The organism is Chitinophaga barathri (assembly GCF_003807585.1).
Classification (GTDB): Bacteria; Bacteroidota; Bacteroidia; order Chitinophagales; family Chitinophagaceae; genus Chitinophaga; species Chitinophaga barathri.
The window spans coordinates 162,828-180,374 of the sequence record NZ_RMBX01000002.1 but is presented as its reverse complement, the minus strand read 5'-3'; the positions used below and the strand labels follow the sequence as shown (position 1 = coordinate 180,374).

General features: G+C 53.0%; 17 protein-coding genes. 12 read left to right on the top strand and 5 right to left on the bottom strand.

From position 1 onward, the window contains the following. Positions 1-14: 14 nt before the first annotated feature. Complete coding sequence (locus EG028_RS03875) at positions 15-890, bottom strand: bestrophin family protein (RefSeq protein WP_120515516.1); 876 nt, start codon at positions 888-890, stop codon at positions 15-17. A gap of 88 nt (positions 891-978) precedes the next feature. On the opposite strand from EG028_RS03875, the gene EG028_RS03870 reads away from it, so the two are divergent. From EG028_RS03870 to EG028_RS03835, 8 genes are all read left to right on the top strand, one after another. Further along, positions 979-1,368 (top strand): SET domain-containing protein, encoded by a 390-nt coding sequence (locus EG028_RS03870; RefSeq protein WP_120515517.1) that lies wholly within the window; start codon positions 979-981, stop codon positions 1,366-1,368. A gap of 72 nt (positions 1,369-1,440) precedes the next feature. Then, positions 1,441-1,947 carry a MarR family winged helix-turn-helix transcriptional regulator gene (locus EG028_RS03865; RefSeq protein WP_120515518.1) on the top strand — a complete coding sequence of 169 codons (507 nt, stop codon included), beginning with the start codon at positions 1,441-1,443 and terminating at the stop codon, positions 1,945-1,947. Further along, positions 1,944-3,512 (top strand): histidine ammonia-lyase, encoded by a 1,569-nt coding sequence (hutH, locus tag EG028_RS03860; RefSeq protein WP_120515519.1) that lies wholly within the window; start codon positions 1,944-1,946, stop codon positions 3,510-3,512. Before EG028_RS03865 ends, hutH begins: the two co-directional genes overlap by 4 nt. Beyond that, positions 3,487-5,160 carry a urocanate hydratase gene (gene hutU, locus EG028_RS03855; RefSeq protein ID WP_120515520.1) on the top strand — a complete coding sequence of 558 codons (1,674 nt, stop codon included), beginning with the start codon at positions 3,487-3,489 and terminating at the stop codon, positions 5,158-5,160. Before hutH ends, hutU begins: the two co-directional genes overlap by 26 nt. 24 nt (positions 5,161-5,184) lie before the next feature. Then, the gene (hutI, locus tag EG028_RS03850; protein WP_120515521.1) at positions 5,185-6,387 is read left to right on the top strand and encodes an imidazolonepropionase; all 1,203 of its coding nucleotides are present in this window, start codon (positions 5,185-5,187) and stop codon (positions 6,385-6,387) included. Positions 6,388-6,408: 21 nt separating this feature from the next. Continuing rightward, a complete protein-coding gene (hutG, locus tag EG028_RS03845; protein ID WP_120515522.1) occupies positions 6,409-7,401 on the top strand; it encodes a formimidoylglutamase in 993 nt (330 codons plus the stop codon). A 17-nt stretch (positions 7,402-7,418) separates the two neighbouring features. Further along, complete coding sequence (locus EG028_RS03840; RefSeq protein WP_120515523.1) at positions 7,419-7,907, top strand: metallophosphoesterase family protein; 489 nt, start codon at positions 7,419-7,421, stop codon at positions 7,905-7,907. A 31-nt stretch (positions 7,908-7,938) separates the two neighbouring features. After that, positions 7,939-8,994, top strand: a complete 1,056-nt coding sequence (locus EG028_RS03835; RefSeq protein ID WP_120515524.1) for a DUF4421 domain-containing protein — start codon at positions 7,939-7,941, stop codon at positions 8,992-8,994. Position 8,995: 1 nt separating this feature from the next. Here EG028_RS03835 and EG028_RS03830 read toward each other — a convergent pair whose 3' ends face one another. Further along, positions 8,996-9,628: an HD domain-containing protein gene (locus EG028_RS03830; protein WP_120515525.1), complete on the bottom strand. Its 633-nt coding sequence runs from the start codon at positions 9,626-9,628 to the stop codon at positions 8,996-8,998. 109 nt (positions 9,629-9,737) lie between these two features. On the opposite strand from EG028_RS03830, the gene EG028_RS03825 reads away from it, so the two are divergent. Further along, complete coding sequence (locus EG028_RS03825; RefSeq protein ID WP_120515526.1) at positions 9,738-10,094, top strand: hypothetical protein; 357 nt, start codon at positions 9,738-9,740, stop codon at positions 10,092-10,094. A gap of 69 nt (positions 10,095-10,163) precedes the next feature. Here the strand turns inward: EG028_RS03825 and EG028_RS03820 are convergent, their stop codons facing one another. Then, entirely contained in the window at positions 10,164-12,440 is a 2,277-nt protein-coding gene (locus EG028_RS03820; protein WP_120515527.1) for an aconitate hydratase, read from the bottom strand. 188 nt (positions 12,441-12,628) lie between these two features. On the opposite strand from EG028_RS03820, the gene EG028_RS03815 reads away from it, so the two are divergent. After that, on the top strand, positions 12,629-12,850 hold the full coding sequence (locus tag EG028_RS03815; RefSeq protein ID WP_120515528.1) for a PspC domain-containing protein: 222 nt from the start codon (positions 12,629-12,631) through the stop codon (positions 12,848-12,850). A 54-nt stretch (positions 12,851-12,904) separates the two neighbouring features. Here EG028_RS03815 and EG028_RS03810 read toward each other — a convergent pair whose 3' ends face one another. Together EG028_RS03810 and kdsA are read right to left on the bottom strand one after the other, a co-directional pair. Next, positions 12,905-13,306 (bottom strand): hypothetical protein, encoded by a 402-nt coding sequence (locus EG028_RS03810; RefSeq protein WP_123864547.1) that lies wholly within the window; start codon positions 13,304-13,306, stop codon positions 12,905-12,907. Between the two features lie 108 nt (positions 13,307-13,414). Next, a complete protein-coding gene (kdsA, locus tag EG028_RS03805) occupies positions 13,415-14,239 on the bottom strand; it encodes a 3-deoxy-8-phosphooctulonate synthase (protein ID WP_120515530.1) in 825 nt (274 codons plus the stop codon). 211 nt (positions 14,240-14,450) lie between these two features. On the opposite strand from kdsA, the gene EG028_RS03800 reads away from it, so the two are divergent. Continuing rightward, positions 14,451-15,407, top strand: a complete 957-nt coding sequence (locus tag EG028_RS03800) for an NAD-dependent epimerase/dehydratase family protein (protein WP_120515531.1) — start codon at positions 14,451-14,453, stop codon at positions 15,405-15,407. 526 nt (positions 15,408-15,933) lie between these two features. Then, on the top strand, positions 15,934-17,544 hold the full coding sequence (locus EG028_RS03795; RefSeq protein WP_120515532.1) for a hypothetical protein: 1,611 nt from the start codon (positions 15,934-15,936) through the stop codon (positions 17,542-17,544). Positions 17,545-17,547 lie beyond the last annotated feature (3 nt).

Below are 17,547 nucleotides of genomic sequence, written 5' to 3'. Positions count from 1 at the left end.
GCGAAAATAGGCAATTACAATATCTCCTGTACGTGCTTGCGGATATTGGCGCTGATCATTTCAGTGGGCAGGTCGTTCGCGTCCTTGCCAAAGGGGTCTTCAATTTCTTCAGCGATCAGCTCGAGGCTGGCCAGCACGTAAAATATAAACACCACCATAGGAATGACGAGGTAACCGAGGCCGAATACATAACCCATCGGCAGCGTCATCACGTAAAAGAAAATGAATTTTTTCAGGAACACGCTGTAGGAAAAGGGGATAGGCGTGTTTTTGATCCTTTCACAGGCCCCGCAGATATCCGCGAATGCTTCCAGCTGTGTATTGAGCGTGATCAGCTGTTCGCCGGAGATCACCTGCTGCCGGTAAAGCTCATTGGCTTTTTTTAGGATCAGGGTGGCAATGTAATTCGGGATATGGATACCGGTCCCCATTTTTTCCAGGTCTTCCGCGCTCATGCCTTCCAGCTTGGAAGGATGGTGCTCCCCCCGCAGGTGGTCCTTCAGCGCATAGGCATAGTTGGGGATCATGGTGCGGAAAAATGCCGCGGCCGGGTGGCCGGCGGGCAGCATGGCCTGTATCTTCATAGCCAGGTTACGGCTGTTGTTCACCAGGGCGCCCCATTGCCTGCGGCCTTCCCACCAGCGGTCGTAGGCCGTATTGGTGCGGAACACCAGCAGCAGCGAGATCACGAAGCCCAGCAGGCCGTGCATACTGGTGATGTTTTTGATGTGGTCCTTCTCGGACAGCTTGAACACTTCCAGTTCCAGCCAGGCAATAGCAGCGGAGTATATGGCAATGGCGCAGAACATGGGGAACAGCTTTTTTACCGTGTCTGCCTTATGGATGCGGAAGATAAAGGTGAACCATTCGCGAGGGTTATAGTTGATCATACCTGCAAAAATAATATCATTCACCGTTATTTTGATAACTGAAGGTATTAGTGTTACTTTACGCCTTCGTTATTTATTACGTGAGATTATGATCAAGCCGTACTTGTACATTCAGAAGACCAAAGAAAAAGGTCGTGGTGTTTTCACCAAAGAACCCATCCCTGCTGGCACTACTATCGAAGTTTCCCCCGTGCTCGTGCTGTCCAATTTAGACACCGGGGTCGTGGACAAAACAAAGCTCCATAACTACATCTTCCTCTGGGGTGTAAGGGAAACCCGCTCCTGTATTGCACTTGGCTTCTGCTCCATCTACAACCACGCGTACGAGCCCAATTGCGAATACGAAATGGATTTTGACGCCGAAACCATGGCCATCAAAACCCGCCGTGATATCAAAAAGGGCGAAGAGCTCTCCATCAACTACAATGGGGACGTGGAAGACAAATCAGACGTTTGGTTCGATGTTAAGAAAAAATAAACCCTGAAAAATCCGGGCAGTATGTGCCGGATTTCTTAATATTGTAAATTATATAAGCACTTATATAATTACATGAGCTTCTATCCAAAACTGGGTTACCTGATATTCGGCAGCCGCCTCCGGCGGCTGAGCGAATACTTCCTCGCCGAGGTGAACAAAGTGTACGCACAGGCGGGCATCGCCTTTGATGCCAGCTGGTTCCCCCTGTTCTATTTATTGTCGGACAAAAACCAGCTTACGCTGATGGACATAGCCACCGAGCTGGAAGTGTCCCATTCCGCGGTGAGCCAGCTGATCACCAATCTGAAAAAGAAGGGGCTGGTAAAAACCAGCCGCTGCGAGGAAGATGGCCGCCGCCAATGGGTGGTGCTCACCAAAAAAGGGACCGAGCTACTCGGGGAAGTGCTGCCTGTATGGAAAGGCATCGAAGCGGCCATGGAAGAGCTGGTTACGGAAAATAAACAAAGCAGTAAAATACTGGAAGCGATAGGCGCGCTGGAACGGGCGGTGGAAAGCGATCCGCTGGCCGGGCGCATCATGCGCGCCATGCCCATCCACACCAAAACAATCCATTCATGAGCCAGGTATTTAAGTACGGCGAAGACCGCCTGACGGTAGCCACCGCCCTGGACATTGCCGCGGGGCGCATCCGGGGGATCATCTCCCCCTCCGTGATGCAACGCATCAACACCAGCCACGCGCATGTACAGGCCATTGTGCAGGAGCACAGAACGGTATACGGGATCAACACCGGCTTCGGGCCGCTGTGTGATACCAAAATATCCGAAGAAGACACACGGGCGCTGCAGTACAACATCCTTCAAAGCCACAGCGTAGGCATAGGCGCACCCATCCCCGAAGACGTGGCAAGACTGATGCTCATCACCAAAGTACAAGCGCTTGCGCAGGGGTATTCCGGCGTGAACCCGGCCACGGTGGAGCGCATCATCTGGCATATCGACGAGCGTATTACGCCGCTGGTGCCTGAGAAAGGAAGCGTAGGCGCTTCCGGTGACCTGGCTCCTTTGTCCCATCTTTTCCTGCCGCTGATCGGCCTGGGGGAAGTGTATTACAAAGGCCGCGTAATGCCCATGGGCGAAGTGCTTCAGCAGGAAAACAAAGTACCGGTGATACTCGGCCCCAAGGAAGGGCTGGCGCTGATCAACGGCACACAGTTTATCCTTTCCTTTGCGGTAACTGCCGTGGCCAGGCTGTACAATGCACTGGAAGCGGCGGACATCATCGGCGCGCTGTCGCTGGAAGGGCTGATGGGCACGGCCAAACCGTTTGACCCCAGGCTGCACGCCATCAGGCCTTACGCGGGCAACCAGCTGGTGGCCCAGCGGCTGGACACCTTGCTGAAAGGCTCCGAGATCATGGCTTCGCATGCGGACTGCGGCCGCGTACAGGATCCTTATTCTTTACGCTGCATTCCACAGGTGCATGGCGCCTCCCGCACCGCCTGGAAACACCTGGCGGAACTTACTTCCATCGAGCTGAATGCGGTGACCGACAATCCCATTATCTTTTCCGAAGAAGACACCATCAGCGGCGGCAACTTCCACGGCCAGCCCCTGGCGCTTCCGCTGGATTACGCTACAGTGGCGGCTGCCGAGCTGGGGAATATTTCGGACCGGCGCTGTTATATGATGATCGAAGGGCGCTTCGGCTTACCCAAACTGCTGATCGAAGATGCCGGCCTCAATTCCGGTTTTATGATACCGCAATACACCACGGCCGCGCTGGTAACGGAGAACAAAACGCTTTGTTTCCCCGCAAGCGCTGACAGTGTGCCTACTTCGCTGGGGCAGGAAGACCATGTGTCCATGGGCTCCATCAGCGGGCGCAAGCTGCTCCAGGTGATCGGCAATCTTGAATACATCCTTGCTATTGAATTATTGTACGCCACACAGGCGATTGACTTCAGGAGGCCGCTGCAATCCGCGCCGGTGCTCGAAGCCTGCCATCAGTTTGTGCGCGGCAGGGTCAGCTTTGCAAAGAAGGACCGCATCTTTGCGAACGACATCAACGCCCTGCATAAGATCATCGCGGATCAATCATTTGTACGCGCGGCGAATGAAGCCGCCGCGGCTCACCAGATCAATTTAAACGGTTCGTATGAAGAACAATTCAGACTTTCTTAATACCTACGCGGCACACCCGCATTATAAAGCCCCGCGTGGCACAACGCTGCACGCACGTAGCTGGCAGACGGAAGCGCCTTTGCGTATGCTACTCAATAACCTTGACCACGAAGTAGCCGAAAACCCGGACGAGCTGGTGGTATACGGCGGCATCGGCCAGGCGGCGCGCAACCGCGAAGCATTGCAGCAGATCATACAAAGCCTGCTTACGTTGGATGAAGAACATTCGCTGCTGGTACAATCCGGTAAACCGGTGGGCATCGTGCGCACGCATCCGCAGGCGCCGCGCGTGCTGCTGGCGAACAGCAACCTGGTGCCCAAATGGGCCACCTGGGAACACTTCAACGAGCTTCGCGCAAAAGGGCTGATGATGTATGGCCAGATGACCGCAGGCAGCTGGATCTATATCGGCACCCAGGGCATTCTGCAAGGCACTTACGAAACCTTTGTGGAATGCGGCCGCCAGCACTTCGGCGGTGACCTGAAAGGTAAACTGCTCGTTACAGCGGGTATAGGCGGCATGGGCGGCGCACAGCCGCTGGCGGCTACCATGGCCGGCGCTACGTTCCTCGGCGCGGATGTGGACCCTTCACGTTTACAGAAACGCATCGATACAAAGTACCTGGATCGCATGACGCATTCTTACGAAGAAGCCATTCAATGGATCAAAGAAGCGCAGGCCCATGGCGAAGCGCTTTCGGTAGGCCTGGTGAGCGATGCGGGCGATATGCTGGAGAAACTGCTCCGCGACAATATCATCCCCGATATTCTTACCGATCAAACCTCCGCGCATGACCCGATCAACGGTTATGTGCCCGACAATTTCAGTCTTGAAGCCGCGGCGGCACTCCGTAAAAACGATCCTGCCGGTTACAAGGAACTATCCCTCAAAAGCATGGCCCGCCACGTAGGATATATGCTGGAGCTGCAAAAGCGCGGCTCTGTCACTTTCGACTATGGCAACAATCTCCGCGAATTCGCGCGGGAAGGCGGTGAAAAAAATGCATTTGACTTCCCCGGCTTTACGCCTGCATATATCCGCCCGCTGTTCTGCGAAGGCAAAGGTCCTTTCAGATGGGTGGCCCTTTCCGGCGATCCTGAAGATATTTATACAACAGACCGTGCGCTGATGGAAGCATTCCCGGACAACCAGCCGCTGCACAACTGGCTGCTGAAAGCGCAGGAGCGTGTGGCCTTCCAGGGATTGCCCGCGCGTATCTGCTGGCTGGGTATGGGCGAAAGGGAAAAAGCGGGCCTGATCTTCAACGAGCTGGTGCGCAGTGGCAAAGTAAAAGCCCCCATCGTGATCGGCCGCGATCACCTGGACTGCGGCTCCGTAGCCTCGCCCAACCGCGAAACGGAAGCGATGAAAGACGGATCGGACGCGGTTTCCGACTGGACCCTGCTGAACCTCATGAGCAATACGGCGGGCGGCGCCACCTGGGTGTCTTTCCATCACGGCGGCGGCGTAGGCATGGGATATTCCCAACACGCGGGCATGGTGGTGCTGGCGGACGGTACGGACCGCGCGGAGGCCTGCCTGAAACGGGTGCTGTACAACGATCCCGCGATGGGCATCTTCCGTCATGCGGATGCCGGTTATGAAAAAGCGATGGAAGTGCGGGACCAGTTCGGGCTGGGATTGTAAATTCAAAACGAAACAACGCTGCATATGAAACTCATTGGCCCATTTATCCAGGCGTTACCGCTCACAGGCCTGCCGCTCAAAGGCGCTTTGCAGGACGAAATGCTGGAAGTGATCCCGGAAGCGGGTGTACTGATAGAGGAGGGTAAGATGTTGGCCTGCGGGAATTTTAACGATCTCCGTAAACAGCATCCCATGGCAGATGTTGAGTATATGGATGAACCGCTGGTATTGCTGCCGGGTTTTACGGATTGCCATACGCATATCTGTTTTGCCGGCACCAGGAGCCGCGACTACGCCATGCGCATCGCCGGAAAGTCTTACCTGGACATTGCCCGCGCGGGCGGCGGTATCTGGGATTCCGTTACCAAAACCCGCGAAGCGCTCATCACCGAACTGACGGAGAACACCGTGGCGCGGGCGGACAGGCATCTGAAAGACGGGATCACTACTATTGAAGTAAAAAGCGGTTATGGCCTGACCCTCGAATCGGAGCTGACCATGCTGCGCGCCATCCGGCAGGCGGATCTGTATACAAAAGCATCGCTGGTGCCTACCTGCCTGGCCGCGCATATCCGTCCCCGTGATTTTGACGGCGACGAAAAGGCTTACCTGCAATGGATATTAAACGAATTATTGCCCGCCATACAGGAAGAACATTTATGCGAAAGGGTGGATATATTCATCGAAGAGACTGCTTTTTCTGTTGCCGCTTCCAGGCCGTTCCTTAAAGCGGCCGCGGCAAAAGGATTTCGTATAACAGTGCACGCGGATCAGTTCAGCAGCGGCGGATCGGGTGTGGCGGTGGAAGCGGGCGCATTGTCCGCGGACCATCTTGAAGCATCAAAAGAAGAAGATATCCGCAGGCTGGCTGCTTCGGACACGGTAGCGGTGGTATTGCCCGGCGCTTCCCTGGGCCTGGGCATGCATTATGCACCCGCGCGCAAACTGCTGGACGCGGGCGCCTGTATGGCTATTGCCAGCGACTGGAACCCGGGCTCCGCGCCGATGGGTGACCTGCTGATGCAGGCCGCCGTCATGAGCGCGGCGGAAAAACTATCCACCGCCGAAGTGTTCGCCGGGCTTACGTTCCGTGCGGACAAAGCACTCGGCATCACCCGCGGCGGTACCGATCTCCAGGCTTATCCCTGCCGCGATTACCGGGACATTCTCTATTACCAGGGACGTATGAAACCGTCTTTTGTGTGGAAGGACGGTGAGCTGGTGTAACATTATGACAAAACAAGATCTATGACACTCGTATGTTATCAGCCTCCCGCCGTGGGTAACTGGCAGGGGAGAACGGACGGGGAGGAGCCCGGGGTGCTCCGCTGGCACCAGGTGATCAGGCCCGTCAATCTCGAACGGGAGCCATTGCCCGCATTGGCCCAGGGGCAGAAAGGCATTGCATTTCTCGGCTTTGCTTCCGATGAAGGCGTACGCAGGAACAAAGGAAGGACGGGCGCTGTGGAAGGTCCGGCAGCATTGCGGAAAGCCTGTTCCGGCTTCCCGGTTCATTTCAGCGGGCATATACTCGCGGATGCGGGTACTATCGCCTGCGACGGCCGCCAGCTTGAAATGGCGCAGGATGCGCTGGCCGCCACGGTGAGCCATATACTGGGATCGGGTTACCTGCCCGTGCTTTTCGGGGGTGGTCATGAAATAACATACGGTCATGAAAAAGGCATCCGTCGTTTTTTTGGCGATAAGGCGCAGACCGGTATCATCAATTTTGACGCGCATTTTGATATACGGGAGCCTGATGAGAACGGCCCCAGTTCCGGCACAGGTTTCTGGCAGATAGCACAGGAGCGGCAGGCGGAGAAAATACCTTTCCATTACCTGGCGCTGGGCATTCAGCAGAACAGTAATACGCCGAAGTTGTTTGAAACCGCGGAGGCGTTTGGCGCGGATCATCTCCCCGCATCCCTGTTCCAACAGAAATACCATGAGCGGCTGATCAGCGCGATCCAGGCGTTTATCCAGCGTACGGACCATATTTACCTTACTACCTGCCTCGATGTGTTTGCCGCGCCATACGCGCCCGGTGTGAGCGCCACGGCCTATAACGGCCTCGTGCCCGATGCCCTTTTCCTGGACTGCTTCAGGACGGTGTTGCGCAGCGGTAAACTGGCCGGGACGGACATCGCGGAGCTGAACCCCTCACTGGACCAGGACCAGCGTACAGCCAGGCTGGCGGCCTCGCTGGTGTTCGAAACGGTGATGAACTATTTTACAAGATAGTTTTCTACATTCGCAGGATGAAGATCGGCCTGATGTCTGACACGCACGGTTACCTGCACCCGAAAGTGTTCCATTATTTTGAGAATGTAGACCAGATATGGCATGCCGGGGATCTCGGCAGCATCGAACTGGCAGACCAGCTGGAGGCGTTTAAGCCTTTCAGGGCCGTGTACGGCAATATCGACGGGCATGAACTGAGGGCCAGGTATCCCGAGCACGCCCTGTTCATCTGCGAAGGCGTGAAGGTGTGGATGACACACATCGGGGGATATCCTCCCAAATATACCCCGGAAATAAAACCCTACATCCGGCAGAAGCGCCCGAAACTCTTTATAGCAGGGCATTCCCATATTCTCAAAGTTATCCCCGATCCGGCACTACAATTGTTACATATTAATCCCGGCGCCTGCGGAAAGCAGGGCTGGCACAAAGTGAAGACGCTCGTGCGTTTCGACCTGCTGAATGGTGAGATCAAAAACCTTGAAGTGATCGAATTGCCCGACTGATTGTTATATTTACGACACCTACAGACTGTTTATGAAAGTACCCGTAATAGCATCCATACTGATGTTGTCGCTCTGCGCAGGCGCTGTAAAAGCCCAGGAAGGCCCCGTTCTCAAATGGCTTTTCACGGAAAACGACAGCAATTACGTGGAGGACCATACGAATGACCTCACCGTCAGGCTGCTGGGCTCCCGTAAATACACGTATTGGGACATGCGGGACAAAAACATCGACGAAGAAGTGCAGTACAGGCCCAATGCCAATAACAACGTAGGTTTCGGGGCCAATTACAAATGGCTCGGCGTGAACTTCGCTTTTAATCTTCCCTTCATCAACGACGACGATGATAAATACGGCAAGACAAAATTCCTCGATCTCCAGGCGCATCTTTACCTGCGCAAGCTGGTCGTGGACTTTTACGGCCAGTATTACGAAGGGTTTTACCAGGCGGAAACCGCCAGGAGGATCAGCAATGGCATCGCCCAGAAAGCGGTATCCTTCCGCCCGGACATCATCAACCGCGACCTTGGCCTGAACGTGCAGTACGTCTTCAACGACAGGAAATTTTCCTATCGCGCCGCCTTTATGCAGAACGAATACCAGAAAAAAAGCGCGGGTTCTTTCCTGGCGGGCGGTGAGATATTTGTATGGGAAATGCGCGGAGATTCAGCACTGGTGCCTGCTGAAGCACGAACAGACGGCTTCTTTGGCGGCTCTACTTTCAACCGTACTTCACAGCTCAGCCTCGCCGTCAATGCCGGGTATGCCTACACACTGGTGATCGCCAAATACTTTTTTGTAACCGCCTCTGTCATCGGCAGCATCGGCGCAAACCGTACAGTCAACCGGTTCAACGACGGAACGCCCCATGAAAGCGGGTATGGGCTTCAGCTGAACAATACCATCCGGTTTGCCGCGGGTTATAATTCCAGTTATTATTATTTCGGGCTGCATTATACGGACATGGGCACACGCGGCTCTGCGCCCGGTACAAAACACATCCAGACCTTCGGGACGGGCAATATCCGTTTTAGCCTGGTAAAACGGTTTAAGCTGAAGAAAACCATTCTCCCGGCGATCTTTGACTAGTTCATCCAAGCGATTCCAGTTCTCTTTCAAGGTTCTCCCTTGCTTTTAATTCATACTTTTCGCGGAAGGCGGCCGTGCGGTAAATGCCCGGCTGTGCCAGGAAATGCTGTAGTACTTTTTTCCGGCCTTTACGGTACATAAAACCGGGATAGATGCTGTATTCCCGGCGTATCTGCTTCGTATAGGCATCATACCGCTCGGGTAGTGCGCCCAGGATATGAAGGTCGAAGTCCAGCAGGAAATCCAGGTCCGGGTCCGCCATGGGGTTCTGGTGGCCGGCGGTGGCCAGTATAAAACGATAGACTTTCTGGGTCTTGTCTTCCGGGTAGTCGATCTTAGTGAGATAGGCGGCTGCTTCCTCGGCGCTTTTCAGCTCGTTGTCTTTACGGGTTACGCGGTAAATGATGTCATGGAAATAGATGGCGTAGATCATGCTGTCATTGTCCATGATCAGGGGTGCGTATTGCTGTTGGAAACAGATCAGGTCGCTGAGGTGCTCCACGTTGTGGTAATGCCTTCCGTTGGCGTTGTATTGCCGGATGATCCTTTCAATGGCGGCGCCGGGGGCGGTGGAATGTGCCGTGGTGCGATGGGAGAGGAGCGTCCAGTATTTTTTGATCTCTTCTGTGTGCATGGTCGGTATACAATGGGATGATGGGTAATACAGTTGATTTTGCAAATAGTGGGCCAGAGGGGAATGTATGGTGGGAATTGTTATCTTTCGGTATTATTTTAACAGAATCATGAAGAAAATTATCCCTTATATACCTTTGGCCGTAATTGCCGGCACGCTCCTGTATACTGGTTACATGGCGCTAACAACAACCATAAACCTCCAGGCAAAACACTATGCGGCTATTATCCTGACCCTGGCCAATATCATTTGTTATGCCGCGAAGTTCAAACCCCGGGCAGGCAAAGTGATCACGCTGGGGATCATCCTGCTGGGCTGTTTTAATGTGCTGGGGTTTACGCCTGCGATCTACTCCCTTTTTATTGGCATAGGCCGCCTGGAAATCAGCTTTCAGCCGTATTCTTTTCTGCTCCTTGCGATATTTGTCATTTGTAATCTTCCCTCGCTCAGTAAGTACCGTCAGTAACGTTTTAGTATAAACGAAAAAAGGCCATTCCTTGCGGAACGGCCTTTTTAAATATCGGGAATTAATTACTTAATTCTTTTTTGCAGCTGCAAACTGTGCGCGGATCACGTTGAGCGCGCCACCTGCTTTGAACCACTCGATCTGTTGTTCGTTGTAAGTGTGGTTCACGGTGATAGCGTCCTGCGTGCCGTTCTTGTGGTTCAGCACCACGGTGAGCGGCTTGCCGGGAACGAATTCGGTCAGGCCGAGGATGTCGATGTTGTCATCTTCCTGGATCTTTTCGTAATCGTCCTTGTCGTTGAAAGTGAGCGCCAGCATACCCTGTTTTTTCAGGTTGGTTTCGTGGATACGTGCGAAAGATTTCACCAGTATCGCGCGGACGCCAAGGTGGCGGGGCTCCATGGCAGCGTGTTCGCGGCTGGAACCTTCACCGTAGTTTTCATCGCCTACTACTACAGAACCGATGCCTGCGGCTTTGTAAGCGCGTTGTGTGGCGGGAACCGCGCCGTATTCGCCGGTCAGTTCGTTTTTAACGGTATCTGTTTTGTCGTTGAACGCGTTTACCGCGCCAATGAGCATGTTGTTGGAGATATTGTCCAGGTGGCCGCGGTATTTCAGCCAGGGGCCTGCCATGGAGATGTGGTCAGTGGTACATTTCCCTTTTGCTTTGATGAGCAGCTTCAGACCTTTCAGGTCCACGCCTTCCCATGCGGAGAAGGGTGCCAGCAGCTGGAGACGGTCCGAAGTAGGGGATACGATCACCTGTACTCCGCTGCCGTCTTCGGCGGGAGCCTGGTAACCGGCATCTTTCACGTCGAAGCCTTTAGGAGGAAGTTCAAAACCGGTCGGTTCGTCCAGCTTCACATCTTCGCCGTTCACGTTCTTCAGGGTGTCTGTGAGCGGGTTGAAGGACAGGCTGCCGGCGATAGCCAGTGCGGTCACGATCTCGGGGGAAGCAACAAACGCGTGGGTAGAGGCGAGGCCGTCGTTACGTTTGGCGAAGTTGCGGTTAAAAGACGTGATGATGGAGTTCTTACGGGTGGGATCGTCGATATGACGGGCCCATTGACCGATACAGGGGCCGCAAGCGTTAGCCAGTACCACACCGCCGATCTGGTCGAAAGTATCCAGCAGGCCGTCTCTTTCGATGGTATAACGCACCAGTTCGGAGCCCGGAGTGATGGTGAACTCGGATTGAACTTTCAGTTGTTTATCGATCGCCTGTTTGGCCAGGGAGGCTGAACGGCTGATATCTTCGTAAGAGGAGTTTGTGCAGGAACCGATCAGGGCTACCTCCAGCTTTTCGGGCCAGTTGTTCTCTTTTACGGCCTGTGCAAATTTGGAGATGGGCCATGCCAGATCCGGGGTGAAAGGACCGTTCACATAAGGTTCCAGCTCGTCCAGGTTGATTTCGATCACCTGGTCGTAGAATTTGGAAGGGTCGGTATACACGGCCTCGTCAGGACGGAGGTGTTCGCGAACGCCATCAGCCAGGGCGGCTACTTCAGCACGGCTGGTGATCTTCAGGTAGTCGCTCATTTTGGTATCGTAAGCAAATACGGAGCAGGTAGCGCCGATCTCAGCACCCATGTTACAGATAGTGCCTTTGCCGGTAGCGCTCAGGCTGTCCGCGCCTTCGCCGAAGTATTCCACGATGCAGCCTGTACCGCCTTTTACGGTGAGTACGCCGGCTACGCGGAGGATCACGTCTTTTGCGGAAGCCCATCCGCTGAGTTTGCCGGTCAGTTTTACACCGATCAGCTTAGGCATTTTCAGTTCCCATGCCAGGCCTGCCATCACGTCTACCGCGTCAGCACCGCCTACACCGATGGCGAGCATGCCGAGGCCGCCCGCATTGGGGGTGTGGGAGTCCGTACCGATCATCAGGCCGCCGGGGAACGCATAGTTCTCCAGTACTACCTGGTGAATGATACCGGCGCCCGGTTTCCAGAAACCGATGCCGTATTTATCAGAAATTGAAGCGAGAAAGTCGTAAACTTCTTTATTGGTGTCGATAGCGGTAGCCAGATCCTCTACAGCACCCGTTTTCGCCTGGATCAGGTGATCGCAGTGAACGGTGGAGGGCACTGCCACTGAGGCACGGCCGCAGGTCATGAATTGCAAAAGGGCCATCTGTGCGGTAGCGTCCTGCATGGCAACGCGGTCCGGGGCAAATTCTACGTAGGATTTGCCTCTTTCAAAAGAGGAAGTAGCAGGAGCGTACAGGTGAGCATATAAGATTTTTTCAGCCAGTGTAAGCGGGCGACCTAACAACTTACGGGTAGCTTCCACTTTACCCGGTAGTGCCGCATACAATTTTTTAATCATGTCGATATCAAACACCATGGAAATAAATAATTTAAGAACTATTACGTTAAAAATTGCACGGCGAAGTTAATCATTTTCGTAAAGTTTTTAAAGTTAAGAGTGAGGCACAAAGCCTGGAATTGTTTTGTTATTTACCGAGATTTGGAATAAATTTGATATATGAATCCGGGTATTTGATGCCTGGAACACAAATATTCTTGAGCAATATGAACAAGATCAAAGACTTTGTAGAATGGAAGGCCTTTGGTGTTTGTGCGGCCCTTGGCAATAAACTGGGGATCGCCACCTCCAGGATCCGTATATTCTTCATTTATGCCACTTTTCTCACGATGGGTTCCCCATTGATCGTGTATATGATCCTGGCATTCTGGATGAACATCAAAAATTACATCATGAACGCACGCCGTAACCCGCTGCGTTATCTCTGATATACAGATATTTAAAAAAAAGCCCCGGAAACTTCCGGGGCTTTTTTTATGTCTTTATTCGAGATGAAAAAGGGTCATCCCCTGGTAGTGATTTTGCAGTTCATGCACCATCAGGCTGCCGGCAATGTTCCGGGTCTCGTCCCGGTAATGGAGGATGGTATGCGGCGTGTCCCCGTCCTGGAGCAGCACGGTGAACGGGCCGCGTATCCAGGCCTGGCCGCTGCCGTTGATGGGCGGCTCTTCCGTTCTTTTGAATTTCAGCCTTACCAGCTGCTCTTCCGTAAGCGGGATGGGGAAAAGGTCTTCGGGGCTGTACCAGTTTTCCTGTTCTTCGTGGGTTAATACACATGCCTGGCCAGCGGGTATGTCCAGCTCCAGGACTTTGCCTTCGGATAACTGTTCTTCAAACTTCGCCAGCACTATATCACCTGCCTTTAATTGATGCAAATTAATCATGGTGCTATATTTTTTTGTGTGGTATGAATTTACTGGAAATCTTCAACACTAAAAAGCAAAAAAGGCAGAACCATTGCTGATCCTGCCTTGTTACGAAGAAATATTTTATCAGTGTTTCACCACCACTTCACGGATGCGTACCAGCTCTTCCAGCAAGGGTTCCAGCAGGTCCAGGCGGAGCATGTTCGCGCCGTCTGATTTTGCATTGGCCGGATCGGGATGGGTTTCTATAAAAAGGCCGTCCGCCCCGGTGGCAATAGCCGCCTTGGCAATGGTGCCGATCATTTTAGGATTGCCGCCGGTGATACCGCCGGGCTGGTTCGGCTGCTGCAGGGAGTGGGTGCAGTCCATTACCACGGGAACGCCATGACCTTTCATGACGGGGATGTTGCGGTAATCCACCACCAGGTCCTGGTAACCGAAAGTAGTGCCCCTTTCCGTGAGCAGGATGTGTTTGTTGCCCGCCTGTTCGATCTTTTCCACGGCAAACTTCATGGATTCGCCGCTGAGGAACTGGCCTTTTTTAACATTGACGAATTTGCCGGTATCCGCCGCGGCGAGCAGGATGTCCGTTTGGCGGCAGAGGAAGGCGGGGATCTGGAGCACATCCACATAAGCGGCGGCCATAGCGGCTTCGGCGGCGGAGTGAATATCTGAAGTCACGGGGAGGTTGAAGGTTTGCCCTACTTTCTGCAGCAGGTCCAGGCCTTCCACATCGCCGATGCCGGTGAAGGAGTTGATGCTGGTGCGGTTTGCCTTGCGGTAGGATGCTTTGAACACATACGGGATATTGAGCCTTTTGCAGATAGCAGACACTTTTTCCGCGATGCCCATCACCAGGTCTTCTTCTTCAATAACGCAGGGGCCTGCGATGAGGAAGAAGTTTTCCGGATTGTGTTGTTCTTTGAACAGTGCTTTTAACGTTTTTATCATTATTCAGTCTTTTTATTGTCGATTGGAACAACCCCTTTCGGGTTTCATGGGCGCAAAATTAACTTATTTCCGGTTAAGGCTGATGGGCAGGTTACGAATCAGAACACCTGCGGGTCCAAATTGTTATTGTATTGTCATTGTTTGCAACAGCAATTCAGGTAATATTGCGACTTGAAATTAAATTTGGGCACAAATCGATATAACCTCCCATATGAAGAAAGATAAGATCCTGGTAATTGGCGCATGCGGACAAATAGGCGTGGAACTGACGCTCGCCCTGCGGAAAATGTATGGCGATAACAACGTAATCGCATCGGACCTCCGTGAAGAGCATGAGCTGCTGAAAGGCACCGGCCCCTACGTGTCCCTGGATGTGATGAATAAAGAGATGCTGCATGTGCTGGTGATCCGTCACAACATTACCCAGGTCTACCTGCTGGCGGCCATCCTGAGCGCCACCGGCGAAAAGAATCCGCTGCTGGCCTGGCATATCAATATGGCCAGCCTGCTGAATGTGCTGGACATCGCGAAAGAAGAAGGCCTTGACAAGATCTACTGGCCCAGCTCCATCGCCGTATTCGGGCCAAACAGCCCAAGACAGGAAACGCCCCAGCATACCATTATCGAGCCCACCACCATTTATGGTATCAGCAAGTTTGCCGGCGAACGTTGGTGTGAATATTACAATCACCGTTACGGCATAGATGTACGCAGCCTGCGTTACCCTGGCCTTATCAGCTATAAATCGGCGCCGGGCGGCGGCACCACAGATTATGCGGTGGAGATCTACCACGATGCGCTGGAAGAAGGTTCTTACAAATGTTTCCTGAAAGAAGACACCTACCTGCCCATGATGTACATGCCAGATGCCATCCGCGCCACTATCGAGCTGATGGAGGCGGACAGCGCAAGCATCAAGGTACGGTCCGCCTATAACCTTTCCGGCATGAGCTTTTCCCCGAAAGAGATATCCGCGGCCATTAAGGAGCATATTCCCACCTTCACGATCAGTTATGAGCCGGATTACCGCCAGCAGATCGCGGACGGCTGGCCGCAAAGCATTGATGATGAACTGGCTGCGCAGGACTGGGGCTGGAAACCCGAGTTTGACCTCCCCAAAATGACGGCGGACATGCTGAAGAACCTGAAAACGCAGAAAGGAATGTAATTTTTCAACATCTTCTATAACAAAAGCCTTCCTGGTAGCAGGGAGGCTTTTTGGCTTTATATTTGATGTAATGTAATGGTATTCATCTTGTTATCCTTTCGTAAGCATCAATTGTCACGTTATCTGCTCCGCATGACAATTGCTTTTTCCCAGCTTAGCGAACGCTTTATCCCTGCTTCATGAACGCTTTTACTGTGCTTTACGAACGCTTTTACCCTGCTTCACGAACGCTTTTACTATGCTTCATGAACGCTTTTACCCTGCTTTATTACTACTATATCCCTACTATATCCCTACTATATGAATACTGTATCAGTACAGTATGACTACTGTTACAATACTGTTTCAATACGGTTAGGGTACTGTCGTTGTATGGAAAAAAACGGGAGGTAGGTTAGAGGCCGGTTAGAAACATACACTTTTTCAGGTTTTGGAGTGGGAAAGGCCGGTTGGGACCTTTATATTGTTGTCCTGAAGACGCGGGGATATATAAATATAATTGCATATATTTACATAGTATATCCCTATGAAACCGATGAGAATAACCACTATCCTGTACCTCCTTGCATGGTTCGCCGTTCCCGCACATGCCCAGTTCACCACCATTGCGGAAAGCCAGGCTTTCCAGGAACCAGCGGACGGCTCAGCCCGAATCCTCCAGCTGAAGAACGGCAATACCCTGTTCCTGCATTATACCGCGCGAAACGGCCTTGCTATACAGCTGTTCGACTCGGCACACCGCAGGATAGACACCCTGCCCACCCCGACCAATTGGGCTGCCTGGAAAGGCGGCAACCTGGACGCCGCTTTTGAAACCGGCGGCAACGCCACCCTCTTCATCAGCGACCGGGAACAAAAACATCCCCGCATGAAAAGGCTTACCATCAACGGGCATACCGGGCAATTGCAGGAAGACTCCGTGATCGCGGACCTGGATAAGATCAACCTCCGCAAAAAAAGAGTAATCTCCGCCTCGGATTTCCTGGTGATCAAAGACCCCTGGTCCGAGAGTTACGCCATATGGATGTACTTCAATACCGAAGAGGAAACAGACGGCGGTTACCAGATCGTACATTTTGGCGCGGGCCACCGGGAGATCAGCCGCGCGCGGTTCAAAAACTTTGATAACGAGGTGCCCTTCCAGTACTGGGATATGGCGGTGATCGGCGAAGAACAGCTTTGTATCCTGGGCATGGAGGAATACAAAACACCGGAGAAAGACAGCACGGTGCTGAAACTCGCCACCCTCGAAAAAGGCAGGATATTTTTCGCATTCCACGATCTCAAATTCCCGAAAGGCCTGAATACGGTAGGCGCCTTTATCAAATACAACCCGCATACAGACCAGCTTTTGCTGATGCAGGCCGTGAAAGAGGAAGAGAAAAAAGCAGCCCGGACCACCACCTTCCTGGCCACCGTAAAGCTGCACAGCATGAATATCTCTTATTCCAAAGAGATCTATCTTGATAAAGTGAACCGCAAAAGCCTGGAAGTATTCGGGCCGAAAGAAGAATACGCGGGCGTGCCGCAAAACATCTTTATCAAACAGGACGGCTCATACGCCATCGTGTTCGAAGAGCTGGACAACCATGTGCGGATGATGAACAACATCCCCACCGTGATCAGTACGGTACTGGCGAATGTGGCAGTGGTGGACTTCAACGCGGAAGGCAAAGAAGTGAACAGCTGGATGATCCCCAAACGGCAGATCAACCAGGGCGTGATCATGAAACCATTTTACCTGAAGAACCGCGAGAATGTACAGGAGAAACACAATTGGGACGACCAGTACAAGTTTTTCACTTACATCCCCGGCTACATCCTGGTGAACGACCTGGACGAAAAACACAAACAGCTCGAACGCGGCAAACAGGCCGCCATCAGGGATATCAGCAACTGTCACGGGTATTTTTATTCACTGGAAGGAGAGGAGACGATCCCGATGCGCGACCTGGTGTTTTCGCCGGAAGACAGGCAGGTGGCCATGTTTTCTATTGCGGATTATGATGCGGAAAAACGCAGGCTGGTAACGCTGAAACGCACGCCTGAAAGCAGGAGGGACGTGAAGCTGGTATGGCTGAACGTAACGCCGCCTGAAAAGCAGGACGGCCGCGAGGCGATGGCGAAAGGGAACTGAGGC